This window comes from Salinimicrobium xinjiangense DSM 19287, from assembly GCF_000423585.1.
Classification (GTDB): Bacteria; Bacteroidota; Bacteroidia; order Flavobacteriales; family Flavobacteriaceae; genus Salinimicrobium; species Salinimicrobium xinjiangense.
Map to the genome: position 1 here is coordinate 103,645 of NZ_KE384054.1, position 15,811 is coordinate 119,455.

Annotated in this window: 11 protein-coding genes; 9 read left to right on the forward strand and 2 right to left on the reverse strand. The window is 40.4% G+C overall.

Going from position 1 to position 15,811, the window contains the following annotated elements; all coding sequences use genetic code 11:
- Nucleotides 1–3 precede the first annotated feature (3 nt).
- Both rimK and G564_RS0113655 read right to left on the reverse strand, forming a co-directional pair.
- Nucleotides 4–876, reverse strand: a complete 873-nt coding sequence (rimK, locus tag G564_RS0113650; RefSeq protein WP_029038149.1) for a 30S ribosomal protein S6--L-glutamate ligase — start codon at nucleotides 874–876, stop codon at nucleotides 4–6.
- Complete coding sequence (locus G564_RS0113655; protein WP_029038150.1) at nucleotides 873–1,298, reverse strand: ATP-dependent zinc protease family protein; 426 nt, start codon at nucleotides 1,296–1,298, stop codon at nucleotides 873–875. The genes rimK and G564_RS0113655 overlap by 4 nt, the downstream gene beginning before the upstream one ends.
- 359 nt (nucleotides 1,299–1,657) lie before the next feature.
- Here G564_RS0113655 and uvrC point away from each other — a divergent pair, with 359 nt between their 5' ends.
- The 9 genes from uvrC to G564_RS0113700 all read left to right on the forward strand — a co-directional run bounded on the left by uvrC (nucleotide 1,658) and on the right by G564_RS0113700 (nucleotide 15,803).
- Entirely contained in the window at nucleotides 1,658–3,457 is a 1,800-nt protein-coding gene (uvrC, locus tag G564_RS0113660) for an excinuclease ABC subunit UvrC (RefSeq protein ID WP_029038151.1), read from the forward strand.
- On the forward strand, nucleotides 3,450–5,672 hold the full coding sequence (locus G564_RS0113665) for a patatin-like phospholipase family protein (RefSeq protein WP_029038152.1): 2,223 nt from the start codon (nucleotides 3,450–3,452) through the stop codon (nucleotides 5,670–5,672). Before uvrC ends, G564_RS0113665 begins: the two co-directional genes overlap by 8 nt.
- Before the next feature lie 112 nt (nucleotides 5,673–5,784).
- Entirely contained in the window at nucleotides 5,785–6,945 is a 1,161-nt protein-coding gene (locus G564_RS0113670; RefSeq protein ID WP_029038153.1) for a homogentisate 1,2-dioxygenase, read from the forward strand.
- Between the two features lie 80 nt (nucleotides 6,946–7,025).
- Complete coding sequence (gene hppD, locus G564_RS0113675; protein WP_029038154.1) at nucleotides 7,026–8,162, forward strand: 4-hydroxyphenylpyruvate dioxygenase; 1,137 nt, start codon at nucleotides 7,026–7,028, stop codon at nucleotides 8,160–8,162.
- Between the two features lie 295 nt (nucleotides 8,163–8,457).
- Entirely contained in the window at nucleotides 8,458–9,231 is a 774-nt protein-coding gene (locus G564_RS0113680) for a DUF3108 domain-containing protein (protein ID WP_029038155.1), read from the forward strand.
- A gap of 3 nt (nucleotides 9,232–9,234) precedes the next feature.
- Complete coding sequence (locus G564_RS0113685; protein ID WP_029038156.1) at nucleotides 9,235–10,194, forward strand: tryptophan 2,3-dioxygenase family protein; 960 nt, start codon at nucleotides 9,235–9,237, stop codon at nucleotides 10,192–10,194.
- Nucleotides 10,195–10,204: 10 nt separating this feature from the next.
- Complete coding sequence (locus G564_RS0113690; protein ID WP_029038157.1) at nucleotides 10,205–11,443, forward strand: peptidoglycan DD-metalloendopeptidase family protein; 1,239 nt, start codon at nucleotides 10,205–10,207, stop codon at nucleotides 11,441–11,443.
- 2 nt (nucleotides 11,444–11,445) lie between these two features.
- On the forward strand, nucleotides 11,446–13,080 hold the full coding sequence (pgi, locus tag G564_RS0113695) for a glucose-6-phosphate isomerase (protein WP_029038158.1): 1,635 nt from the start codon (nucleotides 11,446–11,448) through the stop codon (nucleotides 13,078–13,080).
- A gap of 185 nt (nucleotides 13,081–13,265) precedes the next feature.
- A complete protein-coding gene (locus tag G564_RS0113700; protein ID WP_029038159.1) occupies nucleotides 13,266–15,803 on the forward strand; it encodes a TonB-dependent receptor in 2,538 nt (845 codons plus the stop codon).
- Nucleotides 15,804–15,811 lie beyond the last annotated feature (8 nt).

The following is a 15,811-nucleotide window of genomic DNA, read 5'->3' on the forward strand; positions in this document are numbered from 1 at the left end:
TTCCTATACGTTTCGCTCGATGTAACGAATAATGGTTTTTGCAATATCTTTCCCGGTAGCCTGTTCGATTCCTTCCAGACCGGGTGAGGAATTAACCTCAAGAATTAAAGGTCCACGGGAACTTTGGAGCATATCTACCCCTGCGACTCCCAGTCCCATGGATTTTGCTGCTTTTATGGCTGCATTCTCTTCGTCATCGGAAAGCTGGATTATACTTGCAGTTCCTCCCCGGTGAAGATTTGAACGAAATTCTCCTTCTTTTCCCTGTCTTTTCATCGCACCCACAACATGGCCGTCAACTACAAAGGCACGAATATCGGCACCGCCTGCTTCTTTAATAAATTCCTGAACTATTACCCGGGCCTGTAATCCGTTGAAAGCTTCAATAACAGATTCGGCTGCATTTTTTGTTTCTGCCAAAACAACTCCGAGACCCTGAGTTCCTTCAAGGAGCTTTATTATTAAAGGCGCACCGCCAACATGATCTATTACCTCGCCTACATCTTTTGAATAATTGGTGAAAACCGTTTTTGGAAGTCCTAACCGGGCACGGGAAAGTACCTGCAAACTTCGCAGCTTATCACGGCTCCTAACGAGAGACTGGGACTCTGTAGTAGAGAAAACGCCCATCATCTCGAATTGACGAACCACGGCAGTCCCATAGAATGTCACAGAAGCTCCAATCCTCGGGATCACAGCGTCGGCATCTTCAATATGTCTTCCCTTGTAATAAATACTTGGGTGTTTTTTTTCTATAATGAGATCACACTTGAGAGGATCGATTACCTCTACTTCATGATGCCTTTTTTTTGCTGCCTCTACCAAACGTTGAGTAGAGTACAGGCTGCTGTTCCTGGAAAGGATCTTTATGTTCATTCTTGTTTGTTCTTAAAAGAGAGATCGTAAAATTCGGTATCTACCACGAATTTCCTTGTTATAAATTTTCGACCCAAAAGTACAGGAAATCTCATTTCCTGCCGTGCAGAAAGTGATAGTGAAATTTTGTGTGTTTTTCCAAATAGAGTTATAGTAGTCTGGATTTGATATCTTTTTTGAACAATCCCATTACTGCTCTTAACAAATACCACATCATAATCTTTAAATCTGTATGTTCTGCCATTATATAAAGGATGCTCTTCATCCAAAAAGGTGCATTTAAGAATTCCTTTTTCTTCTACGATTTGATCGCAATGGATGGAAGAGGTATAGGCTCCTGTGTCTACCTTTATCGAAATGTCTTCCAGGTGCAGATCGGGAAAATCTGCCTTGTCAAAACGGCCGATGGTAATTTTTTCCATAGCTGCAAGGTAATAAAAGCAGATTTCTAATATCTTAACTATTTCTCAAAATATATTCCCTGATTATCAATGGATTTACCTTACAGGGTATTCTTTCTTTCCTGAAGGTTTCGTAGTTCTAAAAGAGTATTTGCCATAATTGAACGTTTTTCTAATCTGAAAGAAAATATCAGAAGTATGTATCGGGCTTTAGGCTGTCTCACAAGAGAATTGAGTTTCAGTCAAAGAATCTAAAGGTCGATAAGTGGTCCGGATTCTTTTACCAAACCAGGTTGAATTAGAATCAGATTAGTATTTATTTAACTATTTATCAGAAAGAGAGGAGTACCCTCATTCATTAAAATTTTACCTTTGAGGCAATGGAAGAAAGTAAGCTGGAACTGCAATTGAAAACTCTGCCGGAGAACCCGGGCGTTTACCAGTATTTTGATAAGAACGGGAGAATCCTTTATGTGGGTAAGGCAAAAAACCTGAAGAAAAGGGTAACTTCTTATTTCACGAAGAATAATGACAGCCATCGAATCCGTGTGATGGTAAAAAAAATACATGAGATAAGACATATAGTGGTGGCTTCAGAAACCGATGCCCTTTTGCTTGAAAATAATCTCATTAAAAAACATCAGCCGCGGTTTAATGTGATGCTGAAGGATGATAAGACCTATCCCTGGATCTGTATTAAAAATGAGAGATTTCCACGGGTTTTTCCAACCCGGAGACTGGTCAAAGATGGTAGCGAATATTACGGCCCCTACACAAGTTTCAAGACTATTAATACGCTCATGGAATTGATAAAGGGAGTCTATCAGCTACGCACCTGTAACTATGATCTTGCTGAAGATAAGATCAGAAATGGGAAATATAAGGTATGCCTGGAGTATCATCTAGGGAACTGTATGGGACCATGTGAAGCTTTTGAAGCTGAAGCCGAATATCAAAAAAAGATTGAAGCTATAAGGCAGATCGTAAAAGGGAATTTTAAAGATTCTTTACAACAGTTTCGGCAGCAAATGAAAGATCATGCCGAAAAGATGGAGTTTGAGGAGGCTCAAAAGATCAAGACTAAAATTGACATTTTAGAGAACTATCAGGCGAAATCAACAGTAGTAAATCCCAGAATAAATAATGTTGATGTTTTTTCTATTGTAAGTGACGAAGGCTATGGCTATGTAAATTTTTTGCAGTTGTCGCATGGAGCGATCATCAGGTCTCATACCATTGAAATGAAAAAGAAGCTCAATGAAAGTGACCAGGAATTGCTCGAGCTGGGGATCACAGAGATACGCCAACGCTTTAATTCAGCTACCAGGGAAATTTATGTGCCTTTCAAGGTAGATGCCGGGGAAGAGGTTAAGGTCACAGTACCAAAACTCGGGGACAAGAAAAAGATCGTGGAGCTTTCCACGCGCAATGCAAAGTATTTTAGGCAGGAGCGGTTTAAACAAATGAAGATCGTGGATCCCGACCGGCATGTTAACCGGGTAATGGCCCAGATGAAACAGGACCTTCGATTAAAGGAAGAACCCCGACATATTGAATGTTTTGATAATTCTAACATACAGGGTAGTAATCCTGTGGCTGCCTGCGTGGTTTTTAAAGACGGAAAACCAAGTAAGAAGGATTATAGAAAATTCAATATCAAAACGGTTGAAGGCCCTAATGACTTCGCTTCCATGGAAGAGGTTGTTTTTAGAAGATACCGGAGGTTGCTGGAGGAAGGGGAACCCCTCCCACAACTGGTGATCGTCGACGGAGGAAAAGGCCAATTATCTTCCGGTGTAAAAGCCCTGGAAACTTTAGGACTTCGTGGGAAAATCGCAATAATTGGAATTGCAAAAAGACTGGAGGAGATCTTTTATCCCGGAGACTCTATTCCATTGTACCTGGATAAAAAATCTGAAAGTCTTAAGATCATTCAGCAGCTGCGAAATGAAGCCCACAGGTTTGGGATCACTTTTCACCGACAGAAGCGCAGCAGTGTCGCCCTTAATACCGAGCTGGAAGAAATACCCGGTATAGGGGAAAAGACTGTGGTAGAGCTGCTTAAAAATTTCAGGTCTTTAAAAAGAGTTAAAGAGGCTTCTTTAGAAAGTTTATCTTCAGTAATTGGTCAGTCGAAAGCGAATGTGATCTATAAATTTTATCATCCGGCTGATGAATAAAAAACTGCTCTTCTTATTGCTCTTTTTGACAGGAATGTTGGGCCACGCACAGCAGGAGGATCCAAAGGTAGGCCTGGTTCTTAGTGGCGGGGGTGCCAAAGGTCTTGCTCATATCGGGGTTTTAAAGGTGCTGGAAGAAGCCGGGGTGCGTATAGATTATATTGGAGGTACAAGCATGGGAGCCATTGTGGGGGCATTATATTCTGCAGGTTATACTTCACAGCAACTGGACAGCATTTTTAAGGAGACCAATTTCAATTTCCTCATTCAGGATGAGCTACCCCGAAGCGCCAAAACTTTTTATGAGAAGAGAGATTCAGAAAAATACGCTATTACGCTTCCTTTTGACGATTTCAATGTTTCCTTTCCTTCGGCCTTGTCCAGGGGGCAGAATGTTTACAACCTTATGTCAAAGCTTACGCTGCATCTTAATGATAAAGAAGATTTCAGCAATTTACCCATCCCGTTCTTTGCGGTAGCTACAGATGTAGAAACGGGAGAGGAGGTAATCCTGGATAGTGGTCACCTCCCGCAGGCTATTTCGGCAAGTGCGGCAATTCCCAGCTTGTTTAGTCCGGTGATGGTGGACAGTAGACTCCTAACAGATGGGGGAGTGGTTAATAACTATCCGGTAATGGAGCTGCGAAAACGTGGCGCAGAGATTATTATTGGCGTGGATGTGCAGGATACTCTCAGGAGCAGAGATGAGCTGCGATCTGTTTTTGAGATACTTACCCAGGTAAGTAATTTCAGTACCATTGCCGATATGGAAGAGAATATTGCCAATACCGATATTTTTATTAAACCGGACATTCGTCCCTTTTCTGTAATGTCCTTTGATAAGGGGAATGAGATTATAGACGCAGGAGAGGCTGCTGCGAGATCGCAGCTTGCAAAATTTCAGGAACTGGCTTATAAACAAAAGGATACATTTTTTGAAAGGCAACCTATTCCGGCTGTGGAATCTCTATTCATTAATGATGTGAGAATAGAAGGGAATACCTCTTATCCCAGGGCTTACATTTTAGGTAAATTAAAATTGAGATATCCCGATACAATTACCTATCAGGATCTTAAGGTTGGTCTCAATAACCTATCAGCTACCGGAAATTTTCACAGGATAAACTACAGACTGGTACCTTTGCACAGCGGCTATGTGCTCGTAATGCAGCTGGAGGAAAATCCGAGTAAGACCCTGCTGCGTCTTGGGCTTCATTATGACAAGATCTACCAAAGTGCGGCCCTCTTTAATATCACACATAAAAGTCTCCTGGCAACTAATGATGCGACCTCTCTGGATGTTGCTTTGGGAGATAATTTCAGATATGATTTCAATTACTATTTAGATAAAGGCTATTACTGGAGCTTCGGACTAAAATCCAGGCTCAATAGTTTCAGCCATGGTGTATCCTTTGATTTTGCGAGGGAGAATGCCGGTATTGAAAGAGAGGGGATCAATCAGCTGGAAATAGACTATAATGACTTTACCAATCAGGTGTATGTTGAAACCCTTTTTCAGCAGGTATTCTCACTGGGAATGGGAGTAGAGCATAAATATTTAAAGATTACTTCAGAAACTTTAGGTTCTTCTGAACCCAGTGAGACTGCAGGCACCTTTGATAAAAGTAATTACTACAGCAGCTTTGGATATCTCGTTTATGACAGCAGGGATTTTAAATATTTTCCCACCCGGGGAATTTATTTTGATGGAGATTTTCACTGGTATCTTCTTTCTTCCGATTTTAATGATAATTTCTCCCCGTTCTCTGTAGCCAAGGGAACTGTTGGGTATGTTTTTTCACCTACTGAAAAAATTTCTGCACGTATTTCTTCCGAAGCCGGGTTTAGGATAGGTAGCCGGGCAAATAACATTTTTGATTTTTTCCTTGGGGGATACGGCAACGACTTCATAAATAACTTTACGCCTTTCTACGGATATCCTTTCATAGGGATTTCGGGAGATAGTTATATAAAAGGATTAATTGAGCTTGATTATAATTTTATGCAGAAGAATCATTTCATCCTAAGCGCTAACTATGCCAACGTGCAGAATGAACTCTTTGAAAGCGGAGAATGGATAAGCCGGCCTTTTTATTCAGGATATGCTGTAGGCTATGGCCTGGAAACATTTTTAGGACCTGTGGAAGTAAAATACTCAATATCTCCCGAGCTAAAAGAGAGTCATTGGTTTTTAAGCTTAGGCTTTTGGTTTTAGTGGTCCTTTAACGGGTTATCCGCCAAAATTTATTGATATTTGTATCTGGTCCTTTAAAATTTTAAACATAAAGAGATCTTTACGAAAACGTTTTCATTAAAAAGAGTCAAAAATGCCATTTTATCACAGCCTTGGAAAAATACCTCATAAAAGACATACGGTTTTTAAAAAACCCGACGGCAGCCTGTACTATGAGCAGCTCTTTGGAACTATTGGTTTCGACGGAATGTATACTAATATGTATCACGAGCAGCGTCCAACACAGGTTAAGGAAATTAAAGGGAGCTATGACGCGACCCCGCAGGTAGCTACTGAGAAAAATATCAAATCTTATAGATTTAAGGGCTTCCAGGTAAAACCTGCACCCGATTATCTGGAGAGTAGAAAGGTCGTGCTAACGAATTCTGATGTAGACATTACTTTGGCAGCACCACAAGAGTCAACAAAGGACTACTTCTATAAAAATTCAGATTCAGATGAGCTGCTTTTTATTCATAAAGGAAGCGGAAAACTTCGCACCCATTTGGGAAATCTTGATTTTAAATATGGAGATTACCTGTTGATCCCCCGCGGAACAATTTATAAACTGGATTTTGATGATGAGGTAAACAGGTTATTTATTGTGGAGTCAAGACGCCCAATATATACTCCAAAACGCTACAGAAATCATTTTGGGCAGTTGCTTGAACATTCTCCTTTTTGTGAGAGAGACATTCGAAGACCTTATGAGCTTGAAACAAACAACGAGTCGGGAGACTTCCTTATAAAGATCAAAAAACAGGGAAGAATTTTTGACATGGTATATGCTTCACATCCTTTTGATGTGGTTGGATATGACGGTTATAATTATCCGTATGCATTCTCAATCCATGACTTTGAACCTATAACCGGACGTATTCATCAACCGCCACCAGTACACCAAACTTTCGAAACAGATGCCTTTGTGGTTTGTTCCTTTTGTCCCCGCTTATATGATTACCATCCCGAAAGTATTCCTGCGCCATATAGCCATAGTAATATTGACAGTGATGAAGTGCTTTATTATGTAGATGGCGATTTTATGAGCAGGAATGATATTGAAGCAGGTCATATTTCCCTGCATCCTGCCGGTATACCTCACGGGCCTCACCCGGGTGCCGTTGAGCGTAGCATAGGGCAGACAGAAACTGAAGAACTGGCTGTAATGGTTGATACTTTTAAACCGCTCATGGTGACAAAAGATGCCATGGAAATAGCCGACGACAAGTACCACCAGTCATGGTTGGAACATTAGAAAGGAATTCCCGAAAGGACTTTTAAGTAACTAATATTTAAATAACAAACTGTCATTTTTGACAGGAGAAATAATTAATTATGTCAACAGAAAACAGCACTAATATTAAGAAAACTGTGCCGCAGGCCGAAGACTTTTTACCAATTAACGGGACAGATTATGTCGAGTTATACGTAGGAAATGCAAAGCAGGCTGCTTTTTATTATCAGCAGGCATGGGGTTTCCAGCCGGTGGCCTACTCAGGATTAGAGTCTGGGAGTAAAGACAGGGTTTCCTATGTTTTACAGCAGGGAAAAATCAGGCTCGTGCTTACCAGTCCTTTGCAGCCCGGGGGAGAGATCAATGCCCATATTGATAAACATGGAGATGGAGTAAAAGTCGTTGCCCTGTGGGTGGATGATGCCCGCAAGAGTTATGATGAGACTACCAAACGGGGGGCAGAATCTTATTTCGAGCCCAAAGAAGTGAGTGATGAGCATGGTCATGTCGTTCTCTCAGGTATTCATACCTATGGAGAGACTGTGCATATTTTTGTGGAAAGAAAGAATTATTCCGGTCCTTTCATGCCTGGATTCAGGGAGTATAATCCAAACTTCCAGGTGAAAGATGTAGGTTTAAAATACATTGATCATATGGTAGGAAATGTAGGCTGGAACGAAATGAACAAGTGGTGTGAGTTCTACGCTAAAGTTATGGGATTCGCACAGCTGGTTTCTTTTGATGACAAAGATATCTCGACAGAATATACTGCTTTAATGAGCAAGGTAATGAGCAACGGTAACGGAAGGATCAAATTTCCAATTAATGAACCTGCCGAAGGAAAGAAGAAATCCCAGATCGAAGAATATATAGATTTCTATAATGGTGCAGGAGTACAGCACATTGCAGTGGCGACAGATAATATTATCGAAACCGTCACCGCTTTGAGGGATCGCGGAGTTGAATTTCTCTATGTGCCCGAAGCCTACTATGACGATGTACTGGATCGTGTAGGAAAAATTGATGAAGATCTGGCGCCTCTTAAGGAGCTGGGAGTACTAATTGACAGAGACGATGAGGGTTACCTGTTGCAGATTTTTACCAAACCTGTACTTGACCGCCCCACCATGTTTTTCGAGATCATTCAACGAAAAGGAGCTCAATCATTTGGAAAAGGAAATTTCAAAGCCTTGTTTGAAGCTATTGAGCGGGAGCAAACCTTGAGAGGAACTCTTTAAAAATTTAAAAATATTGAATTTAGAATTAACAAAAGCTTAAAATTATACCATTCTTATCGATGTTTGGTTAAAGTCAAATATTTTATTGGTGATCAGGGAAATATGGTAGACTTTTGCACCGCAATTTTGGAGTGGTTACCAAAGTTGGAAAAAAAATTACTTTTTTTTCATAATTTAAGTTTTAGTTGGTTAATAAGATTAAAACCCCGTCATTGTTTTGACGGGGTTTTTTTGATTTGATACCTTTGGAATAGAAATTGTAATTGTTGATCTAAATAGTAACACAACTTAAAATATGAGAAAGTTTTTCACAGTTATAATTTCCCTGATTGCACTTAATGTTACTGCTCAATCTCACCAGGCTTTCCAGGATGGCGAATGGTTTCGTTTTAGAGTACACTATGGAATGCTCAATGCAGGCTTTGCCACTCTTGAAGTAAAGGAGACCGTTTTTAAAAGTCAACCGGTGTACCATGTGATAGGAAAAGGCAAATCTGCCGGTATGGTACATGTATTCTTTAAAGTTGATGATAACTATGAATCTTTTATGCACAAGGATACAGGTGTGCCCCTCAGGTTTATAAGACAAATTGATGAGGGTGGACATACCCGTGACTTTCTGGTAGATTTTGATCATAAGAATAAATTAGCTTACGTCCATAACAGGAAGTATGACGAACGTAATACTTATGAAATTCCACCCAACGTTCAGGATATGATATCTTCATTCTATCATCTAAGAAATAACCTGGATGTGGAAAATCTTAAGGAAGGGGAAATGCACAGTATCAAGATGTTTCTGGATGATGAATATCATGATTTCAAGTTAAAGTTTCTTGGCAGGGAGGTAGTAAAAACAAAATTAGGTAATATTGCTGCACTAAAATTTCAGCCCTATGTGCTTGCCGGTAGAGTTTTTGAAAAAAAGGAAGGTTTAACGCTTTGGGTGAGTGATGATAAAAACCGTATGCCATTGAAGATTAAAGCCAACCTTGCTGTGGGGTCGCTTGATGCAGATATTGATGCTTTTAAGGGGCTTAAACATCCTCTTAATATTATAATGAAGTAGAGAATGGAAGGTATAGCACCCGAGATTGCCGAAAAGGTCCGCCAGCTGGGAGAGAAATTTAAGAACTCCGGGCAGGATTTGGGCTCCTATCTCGACGGGCTTTTATATGATAAATATCTTACCTACTGGGATTATATACATCTCGATACCCTTTTAAGTCTGCAAAATCCCAAAACCCATTTCCCCGATGAGGAGATCTTTATAGGATATCACCAGATCACTGAAATTTATTTTAAACTTATCATACACGAGCAAAAGCAAATCGTGGAAGCAGAAGAGCTGAGTGTTTCCTTCTTTATTGAAAAATTAAACCGGATCATACGCTACTTCAGAATTCTTGCAAATTCTTTTGATGTGATGATCCGCGGGATGGAGCGGGAGCAGTTTTTGAAATTCCGGATGGCTTTATTGCCTGCGAGTGGTTTTCAATCGGCTCAGTTTAGAATGATCGAGATCTTTTCGACACCTCTGGAGAATTTGGTGCACACAGATATAAGGGAAAACTTCAGAAATCATAAAAGTATCGAGGAGCTTTTCGAAAATGTTTACTGGAAGCGTGGGGCAACAGATCTGGAAACAGGAGAAAAAACCCTTACCTTAAAACAGTTTGAGAAAAAATATACAAACCGCTTTCTTAGAAGCGCCAATAGACTGAAGCAAAATACTATTTACGATAAATTTCAGCAACTTTCTGTTGAAGACAAAGACAATAATACTTTACGGGAGGCGTTGCGTACTTTAGATACTGCAGTGAATGTGAATTGGCTGCTGGTGCACATTGGTGCTGCACAGAAATACCTGATTGCGAAGAACAAAGCTGCCGCACCTGCTACGGGAGGAACAAACTGGAAACAATTTTTACCACCCAGTTTTCAGCGGATAACCTTCTTTCCCGAATTGTGGAGTGAAGAGGAGTTGAAGGAATGGGGAAAGCATTGGGTCGAAGAGATGATAACACAATAAATTTATAAGAGTGAAAAAATTAAGTTACCTGCTAATGTTGATGATGGTTTTTACTGCATGTAATAACCAGGAGGAAAAACGGGAAATAGCCGATAACGTGAAAAAGGTGGAAGCTCCACCTGTTATTGAAGAATTTGGTTATGTTCTGAATGATTACGACGTGGTGAGGGATACCATAAGATCTGGCGACAGTTTTGGACTTATCCTCGGCACCCATGGCGTTAATCCCAACAGGATTTTTGAGATTGTGAACAAGGTAAAGGACACCCTCAATCCAAGAAGAATTATTGTGGGTAAGCCTTATGTGATCCTTAAGGAAAGAGATTCTGCAAACACCCCTATAGCCTTCATTTATGAAAATGATCTCATAAATTATACTGTCGTGGATCTGAGGGACAGTATAGACGCCTATACCTCAAAAAGACCTGTGACTGTTACAAAAAAGGCAGTATCGGGGATCATCAATTCCAGTCTTACCGAATCTATTCAGGATGAGGGTTTAAGTCCGCTCATTGCTCATGAAATGAGCAATATCTATCAGTGGAGTATAGATTTCTTTAGGCTTCAAAAAGGGGATAGATTTAAGCTTGTTTACAACGAAAGATATATTAATGACAGTATTTATGCCGGAATAGAAAATATCGAGGCCGCAGTTTTTTATCACCAGGACAAACCTTATTACGCTTTTAATTTCATGGTAGATTCTATTGCCGGAGGGCGTGACTATTATGATGAAAAAGCCCGGCCATTACAAAGTTTCTTCTTAAAAGCACCTCTGGATTTTTTCCGGATCTCTTCCCGATTCAGTCCTAACAGGTTCCACCCGGTACAAAAGCGTTGGAAGGCACATAAAGGGACAGATTATGCGGCTGCCCATGGTACTCCAATCAAGAGTACAGCAAACGGGGTGGTCATTGCCTCTTCTTATACTGCCGGAAACGGAAATTATGTGAAGATCAAACATAATGATACTTACACCACTCAATACCTGCACATGTCTCAAAGGCTGGTGAAGGTCGGACAAAGGGTAAAGCAGGGAGATATTATTGGAAAAGTGGGAAGCACAGGTCTTGCGACAGGACCTCACGTATGTTACCGCTTCTGGAAGAACGGCGTACAGGTTGATCCCTTTAGGCAGAACCTTCCTTCGGCAGAACCTATTGAGGAGAAATATATCCCTTCTTACTTTGCTGTGATAGAGCCCCTGAAGGATGAGCTGGAGCGAATTGACTTTAAAGAACCAATATAATTATGAATAATGTTGACCCTACCAAAACTGATGCCTGGAGAAAATTAGAGGCGCATTTTGAAAAAGTTTCCAATATAAACCTAAAGGAAGAATTTAATAATAATCCGGGGCGGGCCGAAGCCTTTACTATAAAGTGGGAAGATTTTTATGTAGACTACAGTAAAAATCTGATCACTGAAGACACAAAATCTTTACTTACGGAGCTGGCGCGGGAAGCCGGATTAAAGGAGGCTGTAAATGCTCTTTTTGGAGGGGATACAATTAATCAAACTGAAGGTCGCGCTGTATTGCATACCGCCTTGCGGGAAGAAAAGAATGCGGAGGTTGAGGTTGAGGGAGAAAACGTAATTCCGGAAGTTTTCCAGGTAAAGGAAAAGATTAAAAATTTTAGCTACTCGGTTATTACCGGGGCTAAAAAGGGATTTACGGGTAAAGCTTTTACCGATATTGTGAATATAGGGATTGGAGGATCAGATCTTGGTCCGGTAATGGTTACTGAAGCCCTGGAATATTATAAAAACCATCTTAAGGTACATTTTGTCTCTAATGTAGATGGAGATCATGTGCAGGAGGTTATAAAGGATCTTAACCCCGAAACTACTCTTTTTGTTATAGTTTCAAAGTCATTTTCTACCCAGGAAACCCTCACGAATTCCACTACAATTCGAAAATGGTTTACTTCAAAAGCCCCGGCCGATGCTGTTGCCAAACATTTCGTTGCTGTTTCCAGTAATGTAAAGGCAGTAGAGGAATTTGGAATTGAGACAGAGAACATATTCCCCATGTGGGATTGGGTTGGCGGCCGTTTTTCTCTATGGAGTGCCGTAGGATTGTCTATTAGCCTTTCGATTGGCTATAATAACTTTGAAGCTTTACTTGAGGGTGCACGTAAAATGGATGTGCATTTTAAAGAGACCGAATTTGAAAATAATATTCCTGTACAACTTGCTCTTTTGACCATTTGGTACAATAACTTCTTTAAATCCGAAACTCAGGCTGTTATTCCCTACACTCAATATCTTCACAGGTTTCCCGCTTATTTACAGCAGGCCATTATGGAAAGCAATGGTAAGGGGGTAGACAGAAATGGAAACGAGGTTTCATATCAAACCGGCAACGTTGTTTGGGGAGAGCCTGGAACTAATTCCCAACATGCATTTTTTCAGTTGATCCACCAGGGAACGAAATTGATTCCGGCAGATTTTATCGGATTCAAAAGATCCTTACATGATCAAAAAGAGCATCACGACAAGCTCATGGCCAACTTTTTTGCCCAAACCGAAGCCTTGTTGCAGGGAAAAGATTCCGGTGAAGTTCAGAAGGAACTGGAAGGGAAAAATATGGATGCTTCTATGGTTAAGGAATTGTTGCCATTTAAGGTCTTTAAAGGTAATAATCCCACTACCACTATTCTCATAGAAAAATTGACTCCGCAGAGTTTAGGAAAGTTAATTGCGCTGTATGAACACCAGATCTTTGTGCAGGGAATCATTTGGAATATATATAGTTATGATCAATGGGGAGTAGAACTTGGAAAGCAATTGGCAACCAATATTTTGAAAGAGATAGAAAAAAATGATGTCGGAAAGCACGATTCTTCTACCTCCCGAATGTTAAATTTTTATCTACAAGAATAACAGATACTTAGCTTATTTGGAGTATATAAAAACAACCTCTTGATTTTCAAGAGGTTGTTTTGTTTGGGACATGTTGAAAACGTTTGGACTTTTGTGAAAAACTCTTAACCTTAAGTTAAAGGATATATTTAAAGAAAGTTGTTCTTTTGCATCAACTTTTTAAACACAAACTAACAAATTACACAATGAGGAAATTTTTAGCATTAGCGTTCTTTTTGACGTCAGCTACAATTTTTGCACAAGGAGTGGTTACCGGTACGGTGATCGATTCTGAGATGGATGCGCCTCTTCCCGGAGCTAACGTGCGGGTAGAGGGAACAACAACCGGAACTGTGACCGATTTTGGCGGATTATTCAGCCTTGAGGTGGACAGGACCAGTGGTATCCTGGAAATTAGCTACGTAGGTTTTGAAACCAAAAGAGTGCCTTTTACTGTGGCTAATCGTCAAACAATAGACCTTGGTCGTATTCTCCTTGCTCCTGATGCAGATGCTCTGGAGGAGGTCATCGTTACAACTTATTCTATTGCGATAGATCGAAAAACGCCGGTTGCTGTTTCTACAATTAGAGCCGAAGCTATTGAAACAGAATTAGGAAACCAGGAATTTCCTGAAATTCTAAAATCTACTCCGGGGGTATATGCCACTAAAGGAGGTGGAGGATTTGGAGATTCAGAGATTCGTCTTAGAGGTTTTGAATCAGAGAACATTGCAGTACTTATCAATGGTATTCCTGTAAACGACATGGAAAACGGTCGTGTTTACTGGAGTAACTGGGCAGGTCTTTCAGATGTTACCAGATTCATGCAGGTACAAAGAGGTCTTGGAGCTTCAAAAGTAGCTGTTCCATCTATTGGAGGAACTATTAACATTGTGACAAGAACTACCGATGCCAAAGAAGGAGGGAGTGTTTTCTATTCTCTTGGAAATGATGGATATCAAAAAGTTTCAGCCACTGTTTCAACAGGTAAAATGGACAATGGTTGGGCTGCTACTGTTTCAGGTGCTAAAGTAAGCGGAGATGGATATGTCGATGGGACTGAGTTTGATGGGTTTTCTTACTTCATAAATATTGCTAAAGAACTTAATAAGAGCCATGAGTTGTCTTTTACTGCTTTTGGAGCACAGCAAAGACACGGGCAGCGTCAAAACGCTTTGCCAATGGAAATCTACAGATTCAGCGAAAGCGGTACAAGATTTAACCAGGACTGGGGTTACAAGAATGGACAGGTTGTTCATGTAGAGGATAACTTCTACCACAAACCTCAAATGTCCTTGAATCATTACTGGACTATTTCTGACGATACAAAAGTTAATACATCTGCTTATGCTTCCTTTGGTTCTGGAGGTGGTGGTGGATTTGGTGGAGTAAACAAGTTTGGTCTTGGTACCGCTACCAGCCCTTCTCCTTACCGTGATGGTTATCTTCAGCCCTTGAACCTCGATTTGATCGTAGACGAGAATGTGGAGCGTGGAGCTTTGGGAGCTGAGACTTATCTTAGAGCTTCAAGAAATGATCACGCATGGTATGGTGTTCTTTCTACTATCAACTCTATGGTGCTTCCAAATGTTGAATTTACAGGAGGTCTTGATTTTAGATATTATGAAGGATCGCACTTTACAGAGGTTACAGATCTTCTTGGTGGTGCATATGTTTTGGATAACTCTAATGTAAATGATCCTCTAAATCCTGCGAGAGTTGGTGACAAAATCAGTTACTACGATGTGGGAACAGTTTTATGGGAAGGAGTATTTGCTCAGGCAGAGTATTCCCAGGATGCTGTTACAGCTTTCGTTACCGTTGCAGCGTCGAATACCTCTTATAAAAGAAAAGATTACTTCAACTACCTTGATACAGATCCGCTTCAGGAAACAGATTACCAGCATTTCTTTGGATATAGCGCAAAAGGTGGGGCTAACTATAACTTAGACAGCAACAACAACATTTTTGCTAACATTGGGTATTTCGAAAAAGCTCCTTTCTCTAATGCTGTTTTTCTTAACTTTAGAAACGATATCAACGCAGGAGCAGAGAATCAGAAGATATTTAGTGCAGAACTTGGTTATGGATACCGTAGCACTAACTTCAGGGCAGATTTGAATGTTTACCGTACAGAGTGGAATGATAAAACTTTTGTACAAAGATTCCAACAACCTGATGGTACAACGGCATCTGCGAACATTCTTGGATTAAATGCACTTCACCAGGGTATTGAACTTGAGTTCAGTTACCGTCCGTTCGAGAGACTTACCTTAACAGGTATGGCATCATTAGGAGACTGGACATGGAAAAATGATATTACTGGTGTTGATATTTACAATGAAGACCAGGAAATTGTGAGAACAATTAATCTTTACGTGGCCGACCTAAAAGTTGGTGGATCTGCTCAAACAACTTTTGCGGCCGGTGCAGACCTGGAAGTATTTGAAGGAACTACTTTACGTGCAGACTGGAATTATTATGATGATCTTTATGCACAATTTGATCCTGAAACCAGAAGTACCAGAGAACTTGGACAGTCATGGGAATTGCCGGAATTTGGACTATTTGATGTTGGTTTGACTCATAAGTTTGATCTTGGTGATTTTGAAGCCATGTTGATTGGAAACGTAAACAACGTATTGGATACAGATTACATTGCAATTGCCCGTGGTGGAGTTAACGATGGGGTATTTTACGGATTTGGAAGAACCTTCAACGTAGGTGCAAAAATTAAATTCTAAAAAAAATT

Bases quoted from the DNA above. Each gene is read 5' to 3' on its own strand.
- rimK (WP_029038149.1), bottom strand. From the start codon at position 876: ATGAACATAAAGATCCTTTCCAGGAACAGCAGCCTGTACTCTACTCAA.
- G564_RS0113655 (WP_029038150.1), bottom strand. From the start codon at position 1,298: ATGGAAAAAATTACCATCGGCCGTTTTGACAAGGCAGATTTTCCCGAT.
- uvrC (WP_029038151.1), top strand. From the start codon at position 1,658: ATGGAAGAAAGTAAGCTGGAACTGCAATTGAAAACTCTGCCGGAGAAC.
- G564_RS0113665 (WP_029038152.1), top strand. From the start codon at position 3,450: ATGAATAAAAAACTGCTCTTCTTATTGCTCTTTTTGACAGGAATGTTG.
- G564_RS0113670 (WP_029038153.1), top strand. From the start codon at position 5,785: ATGCCATTTTATCACAGCCTTGGAAAAATACCTCATAAAAGACATACG.
- hppD (WP_029038154.1), top strand. From the start codon at position 7,026: ATGTCAACAGAAAACAGCACTAATATTAAGAAAACTGTGCCGCAGGCC.
- G564_RS0113680 (WP_029038155.1), top strand. From the start codon at position 8,458: ATGAGAAAGTTTTTCACAGTTATAATTTCCCTGATTGCACTTAATGTT.
- G564_RS0113685 (WP_029038156.1), top strand. From the start codon at position 9,235: ATGGAAGGTATAGCACCCGAGATTGCCGAAAAGGTCCGCCAGCTGGGA.
- pgi (WP_029038158.1), top strand. From the start codon at position 11,446: ATGAATAATGTTGACCCTACCAAAACTGATGCCTGGAGAAAATTAGAG.
- G564_RS0113700 (WP_029038159.1), top strand. From the start codon at position 13,266: ATGAGGAAATTTTTAGCATTAGCGTTCTTTTTGACGTCAGCTACAATT.